The sequence below is a fragment of the Euzebyella marina genome (genome assembly GCF_014855515.1).
Lineage (GTDB): Bacteria > Bacteroidota > Bacteroidia > Flavobacteriales > Flavobacteriaceae > Euzebyella > Euzebyella marina.
Genome location: NZ_JACYFK010000001.1, coordinates 1,054,162 through 1,074,458, shown reverse-complemented (window position 1 = coordinate 1,074,458; position 20,297 = coordinate 1,054,162). Strand labels below are relative to the sequence as shown.

The following is a 20,297-nucleotide window of genomic DNA, read 5'->3' as shown; positions in this document are numbered from 1 at the left end:
ATAAGTCATTACGCGCTATGAACAACCATATTAACCCTTGCCAGGCAAACTAACTTTCGATGTTGACGCGGCCTTTTTAAACCCTATCAATTGCTTTTTGGCGTCCAGTACCGATTTCACATACATCTTAAAATCTTTATAGTCTTGTGGGTCAATACGTTTCTTTGAAGTTTGAACAGAAATTTGAACGAATAGCTCGTTTGGCTCCTTTAACTCAAAGTTCATATTAAAATGATGCGCTTTAAAACTATATTCTGAATTTTCGGGTACTTCAACAAATTCTTCATCTTCAGATAAGACGATCAGGTAAGAAGAAATATACTCGTCTGCATTTTCGTAAAGCAGATAGTCGATAGGATAATTTCTAACATTGTCTTCAATAATACTCGAATTATAGGCATTATTGATTGCTGGAAGACTAAGAACTTTCATGCTACCAATCTGATTCAATTTTTCATTGACCGATAATTTGGAAACGTATTTCAAAGTTTCAGCTCTTCGCTTATAATTCACATTATAAACGCTATCAAGACTAAAGTCTTCACTCATTCTACCTTGAAAATCTTCTTTTATACTGTTTTTCAGCATTTCTGCATTGTTTTCTTTAAAAATGCCGGCGTAGTGCGAAACAATGCTTCCTTTTAAGATAGATTCTACTTGAAGTTCATGGTCATCTTTACCGATTTTATACAGCATATGACTCTCAATTACCGTCGGAGTATGGGCAATATTATCAAGACGGTAAATGCCCGACGATACTTTCTTGAAATTCTTGTTGGGAATATCTAATGCCGTGGCATGCTCTAAGCTGGTTGGTATAGACCTGAAAGGCAAGTTGTTGTCGGTCAATTCAAGATATTGGGCCTTACCATCAATAAATACCTTGGCAATACAGTGATTGAAATCTTGGTTAGGTAATACCATCGAGTTTTCACCATAATCAGATGTCAAAACCAATACCAAATGTGCACGTAAACCGGCCATTTGCGCAAGAGTCACATATAGAGTAGAAAAATCTTTACAGTCTCCTAATCTAGACTTGATGGTTTTTGACGGCTTTTGGGGCACATAACCGCTTTGCCTGAACCCGACGTAGCTATAACTGAAATTTTCCATGATATAATGGTAAATTCTAGAAGCACGCATGTCATCCGATAAGGCACTATACCCTTTCGGGAAAATGGATTCAAATGCCCTTTTTACATCTGAATTGATAAGCATCTGCGGGCGAACCAAGTCGGCATACCACTGGGCCACATCATCCCAAGAGCCGATAGTGCTCATGTGAATATACTTCGCAAGGTCGCTCAAGCTGGGCATGTAGTTTTCCGGTTGGGGCATCGGCTTTTGATTGGCGGCACTCCATTCGTGAAGAACGTAATCATCTAATTCCCTCTTAGAATAATCGATTTCACCGTTCACTATTTCAGTGTCAAATTCATGGTTCTTCGGCACCAAAATTTTAAGGCTGTTTTTGATGATAGGATGATACGATCCGAATTGGAAATAATCTACATGGTCTTTATAAAACCTACCCGTTTTGCTATAGCTACTTTCGTATTCGATATATATGACATCGTCAATTTCGAGATTGCTGAACACTAAGTCAGAGCCATTGACCGATGCGGGAACTATTTTTCCGGTCGGCTTAACAATTTCAGATTTGGTTATATGGTAGCTTCCGCTTAAGCCGAGGCCAACTTCTTTCAGTGACTCTATTCCCGCGTCAGATGTAATTTTAACTGCATATCTCACCTGAGACTTACCCCCTCCTTCCGGAAATAGCTGCAAAAGTGTCTCATCCAACAAATAATGGTACCCATAGCTACCCATCAAAGGCTGCTCTCTGTTACTTGTAATAAAACCGTACATATCTTTAGTGCCCAACTCCTTAAAATAATCAGGAGTTTTAGATAAATCGTCAATCTTCTTTCTTACAGTTGTGTTTGCGCCATTATGTTTTATGGCCTTTTGATACCAATGTAGCGCTTCCTCTTTCTTTCCGATTTGCTCTAAGGCAAAAGCCTTTTTTTCCATGGCCACAAAAGAATACGGATAATTGGCAAGCATTTGCTCAATATACGGGAGCGATTCTTTAAAACGCTTGTATTTATGAAGGTAATCAATGAGTTCAGAAATAAAAAGATTGTCATTTTTGACCAGGTCGTAACGTGTTTCGAAAAGTCCTAGCGCATCGCTGATACGGTTCTGCTTTTCATAGTGTTCTGCCAATGATTTTATGGCCGAATAATCAAAGTAATCTTTGTTGATCTCTTCCAATATGTTGACTGCGCTTTCATCATCGTTCAAGTAACCTGAATATAGATTTAAATAGACTTTAATCAGGTTTAGCTGCTCTTTGTTTTCTTTGGTAATCGCGTTGAGCGTTGATCTAACCATTTCCTGGTCTTCTCGCCTAAGTGCTTTCATTAACTCAGCCGATTTTTTTAAGACTTGCAAATCCGTTGCATCTGAAAAATGGTTCATAAAACGCTCGAATTCGTCAATGGGAAGTTTAAAAAGCTCACCAGCATCTTGAAACTTGTAAACATAGCTCAAGTAATAAGTTTCGTCATCGTTGATGATATTCTCTTTTACCTCGTTAACGGCCGAAAAATCATTCTCTTTGGTATAGCATTCAATCAAATATTTTCGAAGGAAAGAACTGCGGTCATATTTTTCTAAATATGGCTGCAGCACGGCTTTTGCCTCTTGATATTTAGAGTTTCTTAAATAAGTATTCAACAAACATAGCCTATACAAGAAGTTTTTAGGGTCGCTCTCGATTTTCTCCAAAAAGTATTTTTCAACAGGATGTTCCAATAATACCGGTGTTAGACCTTCCTTTTTGCTTTTTATATAGGGCTTAGGTTGCGAACTGTATTTTACACCTAAAATTTCAGAACCTTGAAGATTGGTAATGCGAGCAATGAAATAGGGTATGCCACTTATATCGGCAGTTTTAACTAGTAAACGACTTGTACCCTTAGGTAGTGTCACCTCAACATTATAAGCGTCTAAATCGGTAATGCCATCGTTATTGTTTTCAATTAGTAAGACATCATTTAGCCATATCTTGGCCAATGACGAGCTACCAAACCTTATAACAACCTTTTGCTCTTCAGGATTATCAATAAATGTTTGGGCGTAGTTGACCGAACTACCATATTCGGTATGATTCGAATAATATTGGTAAGCCTCTTTGTCACGTTCAATCGGTGTGTACCAATTGATGAAACCATTACTATTGGCATTAAAATCATTATCTGACACCATTTGCCACTCGGGTTCAAAAGGAGTGTCAAGACCGCTGCCATTTAAATTTTCAAAGCCTCCACAAAATTGCCATGCCTTAATGGATGGTAACTCTTGGTTCAGTTCGTAATAGGTTTTCCAATCATTGCGGTGCTGCGCTACAGCAGATTTTAAGTATCGCAATGATTCTTTAACCGTTGGGTTTTCAACAGCCTTCAAATCAATGGCGTCTACATTAGAGGTATTTTTCTTATTAAAGCCCGTATTCGTATAGTTCTCAAAAAAGAAACTATGGTTCCATAAGGCATAGAGGTAGTATTCAAAATCTTTGTGCCCAACGAGTTTTTCTAAGAAATTTTTAGGGTCTTCAAATAGGCCCAACTCATTTTTGATTAACCGGTCAGATAAAAGGGCTTGCAGGTCACCACTATTCAACTTTTCGAAGCTGTCAAGTGCTTTCTCCCTTTTGTTATCGAAGAGTAACTGCCAGTGTTCTTGAACCTCTTCTATTTGTTGAGATTGTAATGACTTTATAGGAAGTAAAAAGGCTAGAAGCAGAAAGTAGATGAATCTCATACAGCTCGGCAGGTTGGTTCATTTGGGTCTAGAGATAACGTTCTTTTACCACAAATGGTATACAAATCGTTGAAATGCCATCTTCGATAACAGATAGTGCATTTAATCGAATAAGGAGGCTGCTACCGAGCATATAGCACAATACCAAAAACCAATGGTCGTTCTTGGTAAAGGTCATTTAAAAGGCCTGTACCCAAATCTGGAGTTTGAAAAGCTCCGTAAAATAACCAAAATGAAAAAAAACCTACGTTACCTACTATTTGCAGTAGGCCTAACCCTTATGGTCGGCTGCGCCAAAGATGAAGACACCCTTACCGTGGTAAGCAGTGAAGCACAAATATCTTATGAAACTGGACTTTCTTTCGTAAGCTCATCTGGTTTTACCGCCGATTATGTAACCTATAAACTTAGACTTGGTACTGGGGTCGAAAAAGAGTACGGACAAAGTCTGGTAGGGTATAATTATACAGAAATGCAAGAGGGTAGTAAGACTATCTATCAAATTGAAGTCTATAAAGATGGAGAGCCCCTATCATTTAAGGCATACGTAAATAACGAAGAAGGTGGACAAACCGAAGTTAAATCCACCTCCATCATTGATATTAACAATGAAGAAATTCTTAAGATACTATTAGATTACCAATAGTTCTAAAGGATATTATCTTTCATTCGGCCCCACGCCTTAATAAGCAAGAAAGCCGATATAATAGCGATTACCGTTAAAATAATAGCCGGTGTAGTTCTGCCGTAAATCCAATAGCCGGTTGAGAACATTATGGTGTAAATAAGAATACACCCTAAAATCATAGCGGTAATCCCTTGCGGTACGCTCCATTTTTCATTGTCTTTGGCTATTTTTTCTCCATCGGCTTTAGCTTCATTAACGACCTTGTTCCACCCAGGCCCGCCTGGTTGTATTCGCTTGTAAAATGCTCTTAGCGTTTCCTTCGATTCAGGTTGCGTCAAGAATGTTGCGGCCAACCATATTGCAGAAGTTACAATGACCACAAAAGGATATTCGAACCAACTAGGAAACACCCCATCTTCCGAATTGAACAAAAGAGGACCTAACGCTGTAGTTTTGAGTAAAATGGAAATTATTCCCGAAGCGAACATAGCAGCAATTTCACTCCAGGCATTAATTCGCCACCAAAACCACCGTAGTATAAAAATCAGTCCGGTACCTGCACCGAAAGTCAATAGAATATCAAATATCTGAAGTGCATTTTCTAGCAGCAATGCCAAACCGGCACTTAATACCATAAGAATTACGGTCGAAATTCTTCCGATGGATACCATTTGCTTTTCAGTAGCATTAGGATTGATCTGTTGCTTGTAAAAATCAAAAACGATATAAGAAGATCCCCAGTTCAATTGGGTCGAAATGGTACTCATGTACGCTGCAATCAATGATGCCAACACAACTCCCAATAAACCACTTGGTAATTTGGTCAGCATGGCAGAATAAGCCAAATCATGGCCCAATTTACTTTCCGCGATATTCGGAAAAGCAGCTTGAATACTTGCAATATCAGGATAAACTACGATAGATGCCAACGCAACCAAAATCCATGGCCACGGTCTAAGAGCATAGTGCATTATATTGAAGAAAAAGGTAGCCCCGATTGCATGGTTTTCGTCTTTGGCCGCTAACATACGTTGGGCAATATAGCCTCCACCGCCGGGTTCCGCCCCTGGATACCATGAACTCCACCATTGAACCGCAAGCGGAATAATAAACAACATAATCAATGCGTTCTGGTCGCTGAAATCGGGAAGAATGTCAAGCTTCGTCTTAACAGCATCATTTGCCATCAAAGCCTCTATGCCCCCTACTTCAGGTATATTGACCAAATAGTATGCTGCACCAATTGCTCCTGACATTGCCACAAAAAATAAAAGAAAATCAGTGTAGACCACCCCTTTAAAACCTCCCAAAGCCGAAAAAGTAACCGTAATCAAACCAGCACCAACAACGGTTTCCCAAGGCTCTAGACCCAACATGATGCCTCCTATTTTAATGGCGGCCAACGTAACTGAGGCCATTGTAATAATATTGAATAAGGCCCCTAAGTAAACAGCCCTGAACTTTCTTAGAAAACTAGCCGCTTTACCTCCATAGCGCATTTCATAAAATTCTAAGTCAGTGTTTACATTTGACCTACGCCACAATTTGGCATATACAAAAACAGTTAATAAACCCGTAATTAAAAATGCCCACCAAACCCAGTTTCCAGAAACACCGTTAGTTCTCACGATATCGGTTACCAAATTAGGTGTATCGGTAGAGAAGGTCGTGGCCACCATAGATAGGCCCAAAAGCCACCATGGCATGGTTCTTCCTGAAAGAAAAAATTCAGATGAATCCTTACCGGATTTCTTTGAAACATAAATTCCGATACCTAAAACGATGGAGAAGAAAACGACAATAAAACTGTAATCGAGGGTAGATAACTGCATAGGGTGGAGGTTGGTTTTTTGGTTAGCCGATAAAGATATTATTTTTTTAAGATACTTTTGCCATTTGCCATCGAAAGACCAACCATGTTTTTAGCCGCTAATTTTGACATTTCAATAACTTCTTGGGCCCTTGCATTTGCTGCTGCCGTGGTCATCGGACTCTCTAAAGCGGGTATTAAAGGAATAGCGATTGTAAACGTAACTCTAATGGCCCTGGCTTTTGATGCCAAAGCATCTACCGGAATTGTCGTTCCGCTTCTTGTAGTCGGCGATATTTTTGCGGTCATTTATTACAATAGACACGCCAATTGGTGGTATATAGTACGTTTTTTACCTTGGATACTGGTCGGTATAATTATAGGTGCCTTCATTGGAAATGACCTCAACGAGACCCTTTTTAAAATAGCAATGGCCATTATTATTCTGGTAAGCGTTGTTATGATGTACTGGTGGGATCGAAGAAAATCAAAAAGAGTGCCCATCCATTGGGCTTTTGCAGGCTTTGTGGGCACGGTAGCGGGCATTACTACCATGATTGGTAACCTTGGTGGCGCCTTTAGCAATATTTACTTTTTGGCTATGCGTGTACACAAAAATGAATTTATTGGTACAGCGGCATGGCTGTTCTTAATCATTAACGTTCTTAAATTGCCACTTCACATTTTTGTTTGGGAAACCGTTACCCTTGACACTTTACTATTTGACCTCAAATTGGTGCCGGGTATTTTTATTGGTGTTTTTCTGGGGGTTCGTCTGGTAAAAATGATCAAAGAAGATTTTTATCGAAAAATGATATTGGTTTTGACTGCGCTAGGTGCGCTTATGATATTGATCAAATAGCCCACTTTTTATAAGTTTTTATGAGTAGCTTTAGTGCAATCACCTGAACTACTAAACCATGAAGGCCCTTTTCTACTTATTCCTGTTAACTTTTTCTCTGTCGTTATTCACTTCTTGTTCAAGCTCAAAAAAAGAAGAAACGAATGAAGAAAAGCTGACTGTCGAAATCGAAAATTCACTTAATGCATTGGTCAAGGTATGGTACCCTAGAAGCGTTGACACGATAAATGGTGGCTTTTGGTCTGATTTCGATTATGAGTGGGAAAAGAAGGGCAAGCAGAACAAAATGTTGGTTAGTCAGGCCCGTCATGTATGGACTACCGCAATTTTAGCCGATTACTACCAAGATGAAACTTATCAAACTATTGCCGAACACGGTTTTCGGTTTTTAAAAAATCATATGTGGGATGAAAGACACGGTGGTTTCTTTACCCTTCTCGGTCTTGAAAACGACAGTCTTAAAGTACTTTCAAAAGGAAAAAGTGCCTACGGCAATTCTTTTGCCATTTACGGCTTGGCCGCTTACTACAAGGTATCAAAAAACAACGAGGCCCTAGATTTGGCTAAGAAAACTTTCTACTGGTTAGAAGAGCATGCCCATGATTCTGTTTATGGTGGATATTTTGATGTTATGGATGACAAAGGCTCATGGCTTCTTGAACAGGAGAAAAATACAGGTGAGTTTGATAATTTCATTCGCAAAAACTGGAAGGATCAAAACTCTTCCATTCATCTATTAGAAAGTTTTACGGCTCTCTATGAGGTTTGGCCTGACCCGCTTTTGCGAAGACGTCTCGAGGAGCTGTTGGTTTTGATAAGAGATACCATTACCACTGATAAAGGATATTTATCCCTTCATTTAGAGAGAGATTGGAAACCTGTCAGTTTTAGAGATTCCAGCGAAATATACCGAAAAGAACATTTTTATCTGGACCATGTCTCATTTGGTCATGACGTAGAGACGGCCTTTCTTCTTTTAGAAGCTTCCCATCGTCTAGGAATTAAAAACGACACCTTAACCGAACGCAAGGCAAAGTTAATGGTTGACCATGCTCTTGAATGGGGTTGGGATGAAGAAAAAGGCGGTTTTTTTGACGGTGGATACTATTGGAAAGATGGTTCCCGAACCATCATCAACAAAGCAAAGATATGGTGGGCCGAGGCAGAAGCGCTTAATTCACTCATATTGATGGCCAAATTTCACCCAAATGAAGAGCGGTATTTGCATCTTTTTAAAAAACAATGGAAATATATTGATACTTATTTAATCGACCATACCAATGGTGGCTGGTATGGCGAGGGCCTCGACACTGACCCCGAAGCATCAAAAAAAGCAAAAGCGCAAATCTGGAAGGTCAACTATCATAATATCAGATCATTGATCAATGTAATTCAAATGTTGAAAAGTGAATTCGTTTTGACCCAAGAGCACCACTAACTGCTCTCAGCTTGTTTTGTTAAGATGAAATTATCAATTGATAATTGACATCCTCCTTGCTGTGTTGTATATTGGATGCCAATCTTTCTTGCCGTATATTTCGTATATATTCAAGATTGAAGTCTTGAACACAGAGTTCATATCACATATTCTGTTAAAAGAAACCCCGACCCAACCAATACCATACTAAAGTTTTGTTTGAAACGTTGGCTACTTAGAGAAGACCTCTAACTAAAGGTTTTTTCGAGTACCTCGCGCCAAACCAACAGATAATAAAACCGATACGGTAAAATTGATAACAATGAAAAATTGCTTTGCATATATTCTTGTATTTCTTTTGGTTACCTCTTGCGGTAGTGTTGGGTTTGTAGGTAAGTCCAATAGAAAAGGGAAATCGGAAAGCCTGGCGGCCAATAGCGCCAAGGCCTATGATCGAATTATAACTGAAGAAGCCGTTACGAAAAGCGGTTTATTTGATGTACATAAGGTCGGCGACAAATACTATTTTGAGATTGTGGATAGTTTGTTGAACCGTGAAATTTTGGTGGTTACCCGCTTTATCAAGACTCCATCTGGGGCAAGTAACTATGGAGGAGAGAAAATATCGGAAAACACCATTGTTTTTGAGAAAGGCCCTACCAACAATCTTTTCCTTCGTATTTCAACCCTTGTGAGTGCGGCCCATGAAGACGACGCTATATCAAAGGCTGTCAACAATTCGAATATCACCCCTATTTTAGAAGCGTTTGAAATCAAGGCCCAGAATGATGACAATCAATCGTATGTCATTGAGGTCACTAATTTTATAAATAGCGAGAATCCGCTATTGGCTCTCAGTTCTGATGCCAAAGACGATTACAAGTTACTTTCGCTAGAAAAAGACAAATCATATATTCAAGAGATCAACTCTTTTCCCGTCAATACCGAAATCAAGACGGTTAAGACATATAGGGCCAAATCAGGATCCGACAAACGAAAAGAGCTTCCTGCGGCGATTCTTGCAGGTGTTGTAACTCTTGAGATCAATAACTCATTCATTTTGTTGCCAAAGATTCCAATGCGAAAAAGGCTATACGACGAAAGAGTGGGCTATTTTGCAAGTTCTTATCTCGAGTATGGTGATGACCAACAAAAGGTAGACCGCAATACTTACATTCACAGATGGCGGTTGGAGCCTAAACCGGAAGATTCTCTAAAGTGGAAGCGAGGAGAACTTGTAGAGCCCAAAAAACCTATTGTATATTATATCGATCCGGCAACCCCTAAAAAATGGCGCCCTTATTTGATACAGGGTATCAACGATTGGCAAGTTGCTTTTGAACAGGCTGGTTTTAAAAATGCCATCATCGGCAAGCCCTGGCCAGAAAATGACGAGAGTATGAGCCTTGAAGACTCACGTTTTTCTGTACTACGCTATTTTGCCTCCCCTTTTAAGAATGCCTACGGACCTAATGTGGTAGATCCTAGAAGTGGCGAAATCTTGGAAAGCCATATTGGCTGGTACCATAACCTTATGAGTCTTTTACATAGTTGGTATATGGTTCAAGCGGGGGCCGTGGATGAGCGTGCCCGAAAAATGGAGTATGACTCGAAATTGATGGGTGAGCTTATTCGGTTTGTAGCTTCTCACGAAGTAGGGCATACCCTAGGTTTAAGGCATAATATGGGCGCAAGCCATGCTACTCCGGTAGAAAACTTGCGTGATGCCGAATGGTTAGAGAAAAACGGACATACCAGTTCGATTATGGATTACGCCCGTTTCAACTACGTAGCCCAGCCTGAAGATAGTATCCCGAACAAAGATTTGATGCCACGAGTTGGCGATTATGATAAATGGGCCATTCAGTGGGGGTATTCCAGATATGCCGATGACCTATCGATCAGTGACGAAAGAGAAATGTTGAGCCAAATGGTAACCGATAGTGTTACCGGTAACCCTAGATTGTGGTTCGGTGGTGAAGGTCGTGACTTTGACCCTCGGTCGCAAACAGAAGATTTGGGAGACGATGCCATGCAGGCTAGCACATACGGCATATTAAACTTGCAACGAATCGCGCCCTTCTTAAAAAAATGGACACAGGAAAGAAATAGTGATGATTATGCCAACTTAGATCAGGTATATAAAGATTTAGTTGGGCAATACAGCGATTACATTTTTCATGTGGCCAAAAACATTGGTGGTATCTATGTAACCCCTAAAACGATGGGCGAAGAAGGTGAAGTGTATCGCCCTGTTGATAAACAGACACAAAAGCAGGCCCTCCTCTTCTTGAACAATTACATTTTTAAAGAGCCTAAGTGGCTTTTACGAAATGACATTTTAAACGCCATTCAATCACCACAATCGAAAGAGTCGGTTACCAAAACGATGGAAGGTGTGATGATGAATCTATTGGGTGGGAGTCGATTAAGCCGAATGACATTCATTTCTGAGCGTTATGAGAACGAAGACCCTTATTTGCCTCAAGAATATATGGATGACCTCAGCCAACTGGTTTGGGGAGATATGAACGTTTTCTATCAAACGAATGCCTATAAAAGAAAGCTTCAAAAAGCTTATGTTTCGAACCTCATAGCACTTTATAAACCAGATGAGGCCGAAGGCTTGGTAGAAGGAATTTTGGCAAAACTTTCGGAAGGATATACCGTTAATACAGATGTTCGTTCATTGGCACTTGACAACCTTCTGACTTTACAAGGAAATATTAAAAGAACCATACCTGTAATGACGGATAGGTTGACCATCGCTCACTTGAATTACTTAAAAAGGGAAATTGAATCAGTGGTTGGTCAAACTAGAGACGTTGATCCACTTTTTATTCCATTTAGAAGGGACGTTTCTATCCAGGAACAAAGTGGCGATGAATAATAGCTCTTCGCCAATTGAACCTAAACGTTTTCCACTTTTTGTTGCAGAAGAACTATTTCTAGATTTCGGTTCTGTACTGGTAATTCAGGCGAATCAGAGGTTTTAGTGGTTCGTACCTGCCCAAATCCGAAAGATTTATAATATGATATGAGCTGATGATTGTCGGCCCAAGTATCCATTCTTATATAATTCAGCTGATTTTTTAGGGCAAATTCTCTAGCCCATGACAATACTTTAGAAAAGAGTCGCCGACCTTTAAATTTTGGGTGTACAACAATTCGGTGGAGATAAATAGCGCTTTCCGCTTCGTCTTCACCCCAAATAAAAGGGTCGCTCAATTGAATACTGAACAGGCATAAAATCTGGTCTCCTTCACAAATCTTGTATTGCTTTGAATCAGCTATCTCTTTCTCAATGGCCCCTTCATCGATTTCCTGCCAAACCTTATATCCGTTTTGCCCTTGAAAAGACATAACCTCTTTAAAAAGATTTATAACAATGGGAAGTTCGTCTCTCTTGGTCGCGCCTATGAAAAAGTCTTGTGATTCGCTCACCTTTAAAATCTATTTCAAATAAGTTCTTAGGATTAAAAAACTTCGAATTCCCCCAGCCCTGGAGCCTCCGTGGGGTATAAAACACCATTACGTAGATGAAAGAGCCCCTGAAAAGGATCGTCAAGAAGGTCGAGGTGACCATCGAGATCGGCATATCTTATATTGGGCCTTGATAGGGCAAAATGAAGCCCCGCAGCAATACCCAAAGAAGACTCGTCGTTACAACCGATCATGCTTTCAATGCCCGCTGCCTTAGCTACAGAATTGATATGCATGCCTTCGAGAATTCCGCCCACTTTCATCAATTTGATATTGACCATATCGACCCTTTCGTTCTGGGCAAGCCTAAATGCATCGGTCAACGTCTTTAGACTTTCGTCGGCCATTACGGGAATATCAACCTGGTTCATGACTTCACTTAACCTTTCCTCTTTTTCGTGCATGGTGGGCTGTTCAAAAATCTCTATTCCTATTTGACTGGTGGCCTTTACAAAAGCCACCGAGTCTAGCACTGAATACCCTTGGTTGCCATCAAATCGAAAAGTAATCTGAGGAAACTCTTCATGAAGAATTTTCATTTTGGCAACATCCTCTTCCAAACTATGTCCGCCTTTTATTTTGAGGATGGTAAAACCCATTTTAACGAATTCGCGGGCTCGAAGTAATGTTTCTTCAAGCGGTAAAATGCCTATCGTAACACTCGTGGCTATACAGGTTTGAAAACCGCCTAAATATTGATATAGTGGCACTCCTGCCTTTTTAGACACCACATCGTGCAAGGCCATGTCGACCATGTTCAGCGAAGATGATTTTTTACCCAGCAAAGTTCTGAGTTCTAGCAGCAGCAAAGCATAGGTAAAAGGGTTCTTGCCCTTTAAAAAAGGAATGATGATTTCATTGATGGCGTCAAAAACGTCTAACGGACTCTCGTTCGTGACTATCAAGTCTGGAGCCGAACAGCCATATCCTGTTATATGGCAATCAGTTTCAATCTTAAGAATAAAATTTACCGTACTGTCTATGGTTTCATAGGCAATCGTATATGGCTCGGAAAGTTTTAAATCGAGCCGTTCAAAGCTGACCTCGGTTATTTTCATTCAATTTTTTCTTTCAATAAATCGATTAAGCCTTCCGCCCCATATTTGAGCACATCAAATGCAGGCAATTTGGTTTCAAGGGTGATTTGCTTGCAGGTTTCAAGGATCTCATCCTCTTCCATATTTTCATGGTTTACGGTTATCGCAATGACCTTTTTTCCTGAAATGGTCTCGATGGCATTGATCTGCTCAGCCAACGAATGCAAACGATAACCAGGAAAGCCATCATATTCCAAGCGCTTGGGCGCATGCTGTAATACTACGTAGTCGGGCCTTCCCGCAGCCAAAATTTCGAAACCACCTGGGTAGGCCGGGTTCATTAAACTGCCCTGCCCTTCAATGACAATTACATCAGGGTTCTCGTTTCTATAGGCGCTGACCACGGCATGCTCTATTTCTCCGGAAACGAAATCATTGATACAACTATCCATCACCATGCTGTATTTCGCCCCTTGCATCCAAGCAGTTTGCCCAGTGCCTATCATTTCAGCCTTGAGCCCCGCATTTCTAAACCCATGGACCAACAACCAGGCTGTTGTACGTTTACCCAAGGCCGAATCAGTACCCAGAACCGCTAATTTTAGGCAATCGACCTTTTCGATATCTCCTGTAAAAAAGTGTAACTGGTCTCTATCAGGAGTTTTTCTAACATCTCTAATGCGACAATTATTTTCCGCCGCCAACTGGGTCAAAACGGGGTCATTGGTCAAAAAGTCGTGTAGGCCGCTATCAACGTTCCAACCCATTTTTAAAGCTTTCTTAATCGTGTCTTTGGCAACCATCGGTAGTCTTCCGCCATCAGGGGCCAAACCGATTACCAAATATTTGGGCAACTCTTTTTTCTGGGAAAGCGCTTCTACTGCAGTGTCGAAATCCTTAAAAATTGGAATACCGTTCGGTTTACCATCCAATACCTCGCCTGCATCCTTACCTTCGTATTTCGCATCAAGAACACCGACTACTTCGTACCTCTCGGTAAATCTTGTTAGTCCGTGAGCAGTTTTTCCATTAGGGGTATTGAATGCTCCTTCGCAGTATACAAGTGCTTTTCCGTCTATTGATTCTTTCATTCTTTTTCTTTTAGTTTTTTGCGGTCAGTACCGCTACGAACCTGTCCGGTTCAAAATTTAATTTCTCATCAAGTTCAAGCAGGGCAATCAATCCGGCAGTTGATGCCGGAAGAATGCGAAAACCCTCCTTTTTCGCTAGCAATGCGGTCATGTCCCTAAGCTTTCGGTCACTGATATTAAAGGCTTCACCATCCGATTCCCGTAAGGCATACAATGCCTCCTCTCCATCGAAACTATGCCAATTGATCAGGGGTTCGTTATACTTGGTTTCCTTAATACTATTGGGGTCTAAATCTTGGCAATGATCAAGGCCTTGTAAAAAGGATTGTATAATCGGATTCTTTTTAGTGGATGAGGCTGCCACCATCTTTGGTATGCGCGAAGTCTTTCCTCTTTTATAAAGATTCACAAACCCCCTGTATATGCCTGCAAAGAGAGTTCCGTTTGAAACCGGCACTGCGCAATACTTGGGAGCATCACCCAAATCTTCAAAAATTTCAGTAGCAATCTGTGAATAGGCGCTGATTTGAAGAGGGGTATTCGACCCCCCGGGGTTGGCATCATACCAGCCCTTATCAACCGCCATATCACTACTCGCCTTTACCACATCTTCGTAATTACCTGGCATACGCACAATGGTTGCTCCCAAATTTTTCATCTCTTCTACCCGCTCGGTATGGTATGATTCAGGTATAAAAATTTGGCATTGCATACCCGCCAAATTAGCTGCCAGGGCCACAGCAACGCCATAATTACCACAGGTGGCGAGTGAAACCGTATCAAAATCACGCCGTAGGGCATCATAAACCTGCGCAAAGGCGATACGGTCTTTTTGCGTGCCTGTCGGGTTATCGCCTTCATATTTGATATAGAGCTGCCGTATATCGAATTCACGTTCTAGCCCTTTGGCCCTGTTCAGACCCGTGTCGCCCACTTCTAGGTTGATCATATCTTCGTACGACTCCAGTCTGTCGACCAATGATTTGGTCTTATCTTTCACGAAAGAACTCAACTTTTTCGTCTCTGAAGAAACTTTGTTCTGTGCGGTCTTTACCCCGTCTCTTAGGTCCATTTCATAGCATTTGGTAATTACAAAAACCCTATCAAATGTAATCTGTTTTTAGATATACAATTACATTAAATCAGGAAAATAGAAAGGTAAAATTTGGGATTATGGAGTATATTTTTCCATAGTAGCCAATTCGGGCGAACCTCCTCTGTTGCCGCATCCTGAAGCGACATATACCGAGCCTTCGTTCAAAATTAGGCCTGTGCCATGACGGCCCTCTAAAAGACTTGGAAGGGCTTCCCATTCGTTAGAGACCAAGTTTAGGGCCTCTACATGTTCATGAGCCTTTTCTTGGCTGGCCGATTCACCGCCAGCAACCCATATTTCATTTTCAACTAAAAGAGCGGCATTACCGGCCCTCTCTGTCGGTATAGGGTTTGGAAGTGTTTCCCAAGAATCGGTCTCAATATCGTATACATCGACCTCTCCAATGGTACCACCAAAAGGATTCTCTGGCTCGATACCGGTATTACGCCCCGCTAGTGCGTAAATTTTACCATCTGACACTACGGCTTGAAAATGGTCTCTGGCACGTGGTGCATCTGACAAGGTTTCCCATTTGCCGGTTTTAGGGTCGTATCGATCCATCCACTTTTTATGGTCTCCTATATGCCCATTTTTAATTCCGCAGGTCACATATATTTGGTCTTCAAACAACACATTGCCAGTAGAGCCCCTTCTCCTGTCCTCAGGTATTTCGTCTCCTTGGGTCCATTCATCTTTTGATGGGTCATAGATATATACGTGTTCTGTAGGTGTCTCCGCTGGCCACTTTCCGGTCAAAGCCGATATGATATATATTTTATCCTCAAAAACAACCGGCTGAAAATGGTGCAATTCAATAGGTGGTTTTAAGCCTTGTGACCAACTTTTTGTTTGCGTATGGTAAATACTTACCGGTCTAATGTCTCTTCCTCCTAATAGATAGAACTTATCGCCTACTTGTACAAAGGCCGCTTCATGCCTTGCAATAGGCTCGGTGCCATCTTCAGATGTTACCGACTGCCAACCTTTGTTTTCTTGGGGCTTTTCTGCTTCGACCTTATCGGTCTCTTTGCTTTTTTGAGGGGCATCTTTACAGCTTGCAAGTAGAAAGAACAGGGCAATTATGGGTAGAAAATTTTTCATAGTTGTTTTATAGTTTATGCATCTAAATGTACTATATAATTGCTACGCGACCATACCATATAGGTGAATACCCTATTGATTAGGCCCGCAATTTTGACTCGTCGCCAGTTTATTCTAATTGTTATCTTTAACCTGTTAAGCAGCATTTATGAAACTTCCTTCGCATTTTATCAGTTGTGATTGGGGAACAAGCAACTTTAGGCTACTTTTGGTCGACACCAAATCTCTAGAGGTTCTTTCTCAATACACCAGCGAACAGGGTATTAAAAAACATTATAAAGACTTCAAGTCACAACTGGAAAAATCTAGGCAAGAGTTTTTTCAGTCTTACCTCTTAGAAAAGATAGATACAATTTCGGTTCCGTATTCTTCCCGAACACCGATAATCGCTTCGGGAATGTTGTCATCTTCAATCGGAATGAAAGAATTACCGTATTCTAAATTTCCTGTTGATTTTGATGGGGATGGTTTGATCAGTGTTCGTATGGAAGAAAACGGAAAGCCAGACCTTATATTGGTTTCCGGAGCAAGAACTGAAAACGATGTTATGCGCGGCGAGGAAATTCAGGCTATCGGTCTTTCAGAGCTGCTTTCAAGAAATGAAAAAGGAATTTTAATCTTACCGGGAACCCATTCCAAGCACATCGCCTTTAACAACGGCCGATTCGAAAACTTCAAAACCTATATGACCGGCGAGCTTTTCGAGGTTATAAGTAGGCACAGCATTCTATCAGCTTCTTTGGAGCAAAGCCCTTGGGATTCTTCATTTGAGACCTATTTTCTCGAAGGGGTCAAAAAGGCGCTTAGTAACGATGCCATGTCGGCTCTCTTTTCGGTCAGGGCCAACAGCCTTTTGAACGATTCTACGGGTGTAGAGAATTTTTATTTCTTATCGGGCCTACTTATAGGCAGCGAACTTTCACATATTGCCGATATGTACGAAAAAGTATATTTAGGGGCTACCGGAATCAATGCCAAATTGTACAAGTTGGCGTTGACATACATTCTTCCTGCCGATTACCTCACTTGCTTTAGCTCAAGCGATATGGAAAAATCGCTATTGGCAGGACAACTCAAAATCTTAAAAAGTTATGTTTGACCAACCTTTTTCTTGGGTAAAGTTCTATAAAAATCCTCTGGTAGGCATTCTAAGGGGTTACTCACTCGAAACGATAGATAAGATTGCAGGGGCCTACTTAAAAAGTGGTTTTTACACTTTAGAAATTACAATGAACACCGACGGAGTTGGTGAAATTATTAAAACCCTTCGAGCGGATTATCCTGACCTAAATATTGGGGCGGGTACCGTTTGTAACTTAGCCGATCTTGAAAAAGCTTTGGAGGCCGGTGCGCAATTTATTGTTACCCCTATTCTCGACCCAGAAGTTATCAAAGAATGTGTGAATAGAAACATTCCTATATTTCCGGGAGCCTTTACACCTACCGAGATTTACAAAGCTTGGTCACTGGGGGCCTCGGCAGTAAAGGTTTTTCCAGCCACGCAGTTAGGCCCAAAGTATATTAAAGACGTACTGGCCCCTCTTAATAAAATCAAACTTTTACCTACGGGAGGCGTTAGTAAGGATAATGTTCAAGAATTTTTCAAAGCTGGGGCCGTAGGTGCCGGTGTCGGTAGCACGTTATTTCATAAAGAATATATTCAGGCCGGCAATTACGATGCCCTAAGTGAACACTTTTTAGAGTTTAAAGATAAGATTGAGCCTTTTTTGTAGGGGAAGTCGTCACTGTCCTGATCTGCCTGTACAATCATAATCTTGACCTAACCTTGGCCGTAATTAGTTAACCTATATTTAAATTAAGTTTCCTGTCAAGAAAATAATTTGCAGCTCTTAAACCATCCGTCATGTATTCATATTTGAAAGGCCTTTTTCTTATAGGGCTACTCGTTATTCAAGTACCCACTAATGCACAAGAAAATCTATCGGTATTTGTGCATGATTCAATTGAAAATCAAAAGCCTTGGTCAGATAAACCTTTTTATAATAACCCTGAGAACTTTCAATTTGCCATTGTAAGTGACCGCACCGGTGGCCATCGAAAGGGTGTTTTCGGAAATGGTTTAAATAAAATAAATATACTATATCCTGAATTCGTCATGAGCGTTGGCGACCTGATTGAGGGGTATACTAAGGATCCGGATCTCTTAGATGAACAATGGCTAGAGTTTGATGGTATAATCGATTCCTTAAAAACCAAGTTCTTCTACGTTGCAGGCAATCATGACTATTCCAACGATGTAATGGCGCAACGATGGAAAGAAAGATATGGTAAGGATTACTATCATTTTATATACAAAGATGTTTTGTTTCTTGTAGTGAACAGTAATGATGGTGACGGTGTTTTAATGGGAAGAGACCAAATAGAATACCTGAAGGAAGCTATCTCTCAAAATACAGACGTTCGCTGGACAATGGTTTTTATGCATCACCCGATGTGGATTTACGGTGAGGCCAATGGGTTTAATGAGGTTGAGGAGGTTTTAAAAAATCGGGATTATACGGTATTTGCGGGTCACACGCACAGGTACCTTCATGAGATAAGAAATGATCGCCATCATTATTTACTTGGAACTACCGGAGGAGGCAGCAAATTGCGTGGCCCAAAATTTGGCGAATTCGATCATGTCAGTTGGGTGACCATGACCGCTGAAGGGCCGAAAATGGCCAATCTGGCCCTTTCTGGAATTATTGACCACGATGTAAGTAATGGCCAAACAAGAGAAATGGCCGTAAACCTAATGCAAGCAGCAGAACTTAGCCCATTACTTTTATCCAAAGAGAATGAGCGAAAGGTAATTATGGTTCTCAAGAATGAAGCAGAAGAAACACTGTACTTCAAAGGTCAATTATTTCATCATCATCAAGTTCAACCTGATGAATCAGTGTTTGAGGTGGAGCTACCTAGCGGCGCTTCAAAACAGATTACTTTTAAAGTTAAAAGTGCTGCAGAGATCGACCAAAACGGTTGGGATCCTCTACAAATGCAATGGCAAATGGGTTATGACTCTGCTTTTATGGAACCCGCCTTTACTTTAAGTGGTACTGAAATTATAGACCTAGACGACCCTCAAGTCAATATTTCGCTTACTGAAGAAGATATATTTCTTAAGGAGTTAAGCGTGACAGCAGATCATCCTTATGAGAATTTACAGCTAAAATATACCGTTAACGGGCAGATTCCTGATTTGAATTCTTCGAATTTCACCAAATCCTTTGTATTAAAAGAAACTTCCGAAACTCAATTTTTGTTTGCCGATAATGAAGGCTTTACAAGTTCGGCGGTAAAAAAAGAATACCGAAAAGTGAAACCCTCGAAGGCAAGTAGGGTCGGTAGACCGAAAAAGGGATTGAGCTATTCGTATTTCGAAGGTGATTTTACCTCCATTCCCGACTTTGGTTCATTAGAGGTCATCAAAACAGGGGCCACTGAAGATTTGAGTCCCGACACTATAGGCGAACGCTTAGACCATTATGCGATTCAGTACGAAGGGTATGTTAAGGTGCCTTCAGATGGTGTCTATACCTTTTATTTAAGATCGGATGACGGTAGCAAACTTTATATCAATAAAGAGCTTGTAGTTGACAATAGCGGATCGCATAGTGCTGAAACCAAAAAAGGGCTTGTGGCCTTAAAAAAAGGATTTCATCCAATTCAGATAGATTATTTTGAAGACTTTTTGGGCGAAGAACTACAACTTGAATATTCTGGGCCTACTATAGAAAGGTCTCCGGCAAGTCTATGGTATAGACCCTAACTCTCTCTGCGTTTGGCGTAGTATAAATCTTGCATAATGGTAAATTTTTACTTCATTTACCAATTTGTCAATTTTGTACAATTATTGTTGCCAATTGATGACATTTTACCGCATAATTGTGGCTATATGCCAAATGTCATTTTCAAGGGCTAATATTTCGTAAGAT

14 protein-coding genes are annotated in these 20,297 nt (G+C 40.7%); 7 read left to right on the top strand and 7 right to left on the bottom strand.

The genetic code is table 11. The annotated features are described in order from the left end of the window. Window positions 1–30 precede the first annotated feature (30 nt). A complete protein-coding gene (locus IL356_RS04230; RefSeq protein ID WP_121847050.1) occupies window positions 31–3,831 on the bottom strand; it encodes a transglutaminase domain-containing protein in 3,801 nt (1,266 codons plus the stop codon). Window positions 3,832–4,063: 232 nt separating this feature from the next. On the opposite strand from IL356_RS04230, the gene IL356_RS04225 reads away from it, so the two are divergent. Then, on the top strand, window positions 4,064–4,477 hold the full coding sequence (locus IL356_RS04225) for a hypothetical protein (RefSeq protein ID WP_162987767.1): 414 nt from the start codon (window positions 4,064–4,066) through the stop codon (window positions 4,475–4,477). 2 nt (window positions 4,478–4,479) lie between these two features. Here IL356_RS04225 and IL356_RS04220 read toward each other — a convergent pair whose 3' ends face one another. Next, entirely contained in the window at window positions 4,480–6,291 is a 1,812-nt protein-coding gene (locus tag IL356_RS04220) for a sodium:solute symporter family protein (RefSeq protein ID WP_121847052.1), read from the bottom strand. 84 nt (window positions 6,292–6,375) lie between these two features. On the opposite strand from IL356_RS04220, the gene IL356_RS04215 reads away from it, so the two are divergent. The 3 genes from IL356_RS04215 (at window position 6,376) to IL356_RS04205 (ending at window position 11,438) form a co-directional block, all read left to right on the top strand. Continuing rightward, window positions 6,376–7,131, top strand: coding sequence for a sulfite exporter TauE/SafE family protein (locus tag IL356_RS04215; RefSeq protein WP_121847053.1), 756 nt, complete (start codon window positions 6,376–6,378; stop codon window positions 7,129–7,131). A 58-nt stretch (window positions 7,132–7,189) separates the two neighbouring features. Continuing rightward, window positions 7,190–8,569, top strand: a complete 1,380-nt coding sequence (locus tag IL356_RS04210) for an AGE family epimerase/isomerase (RefSeq protein WP_121847054.1) — start codon at window positions 7,190–7,192, stop codon at window positions 8,567–8,569. 301 nt (window positions 8,570–8,870) lie between these two features. Further along, on the top strand, window positions 8,871–11,438 hold the full coding sequence (locus IL356_RS04205) for a zinc-dependent metalloprotease (protein ID WP_121847055.1): 2,568 nt from the start codon (window positions 8,871–8,873) through the stop codon (window positions 11,436–11,438). Between the two features lie 20 nt (window positions 11,439–11,458). Here IL356_RS04205 and IL356_RS04200 read toward each other — a convergent pair whose 3' ends face one another. The 5 genes from IL356_RS04200 to IL356_RS04180 all read right to left on the bottom strand — a co-directional run bounded on the left by IL356_RS04200 (window position 11,459) and on the right by IL356_RS04180 (window position 16,356). After that, window positions 11,459–11,992, bottom strand: a complete 534-nt coding sequence (locus IL356_RS04200; protein ID WP_121847056.1) for a GNAT family N-acetyltransferase — start codon at window positions 11,990–11,992, stop codon at window positions 11,459–11,461. A gap of 32 nt (window positions 11,993–12,024) precedes the next feature. Further along, a complete protein-coding gene (locus IL356_RS04195) occupies window positions 12,025–13,089 on the bottom strand; it encodes a mandelate racemase/muconate lactonizing enzyme family protein (RefSeq protein WP_121847057.1) in 1,065 nt (354 codons plus the stop codon). Continuing rightward, window positions 13,086–14,159 (bottom strand): DUF1611 domain-containing protein, encoded by a 1,074-nt coding sequence (locus IL356_RS04190; RefSeq protein ID WP_121847058.1) that lies wholly within the window; start codon window positions 14,157–14,159, stop codon window positions 13,086–13,088. The genes IL356_RS04195 and IL356_RS04190 overlap by 4 nt, the downstream gene beginning before the upstream one ends. Window positions 14,160–14,169: 10 nt before the next feature. Next, window positions 14,170–15,231, bottom strand: coding sequence for a pyridoxal-phosphate dependent enzyme (locus tag IL356_RS04185; RefSeq protein ID WP_121847059.1), 1,062 nt, complete (start codon window positions 15,229–15,231; stop codon window positions 14,170–14,172). A gap of 99 nt (window positions 15,232–15,330) precedes the next feature. Then, complete coding sequence (locus IL356_RS04180) at window positions 15,331–16,356, bottom strand: Kelch repeat-containing protein (protein ID WP_121847060.1); 1,026 nt, start codon at window positions 16,354–16,356, stop codon at window positions 15,331–15,333. 148 nt (window positions 16,357–16,504) lie between these two features. Between IL356_RS04180 and IL356_RS04175 the strand changes: the two genes are divergently transcribed. The 3 genes from IL356_RS04175 (at window position 16,505) to IL356_RS04165 (ending at window position 20,131) form a co-directional block, all read left to right on the top strand. Next, window positions 16,505–17,455, top strand: a complete 951-nt coding sequence (locus tag IL356_RS04175) for a 2-dehydro-3-deoxygalactonokinase (protein ID WP_121847061.1) — start codon at window positions 16,505–16,507, stop codon at window positions 17,453–17,455. Next, complete coding sequence (locus IL356_RS04170) at window positions 17,448–18,089, top strand: bifunctional 4-hydroxy-2-oxoglutarate aldolase/2-dehydro-3-deoxy-phosphogluconate aldolase (protein ID WP_121847062.1); 642 nt, start codon at window positions 17,448–17,450, stop codon at window positions 18,087–18,089. The genes IL356_RS04175 and IL356_RS04170 overlap by 8 nt, the downstream gene beginning before the upstream one ends. Window positions 18,090–18,220: 131 nt before the next feature. After that, window positions 18,221–20,131 carry a PA14 domain-containing protein gene (locus IL356_RS04165; RefSeq protein WP_121847063.1) on the top strand — a complete coding sequence of 637 codons (1,911 nt, stop codon included), beginning with the start codon at window positions 18,221–18,223 and terminating at the stop codon, window positions 20,129–20,131. Window positions 20,132–20,297: the final 166 nt, after the last annotated feature.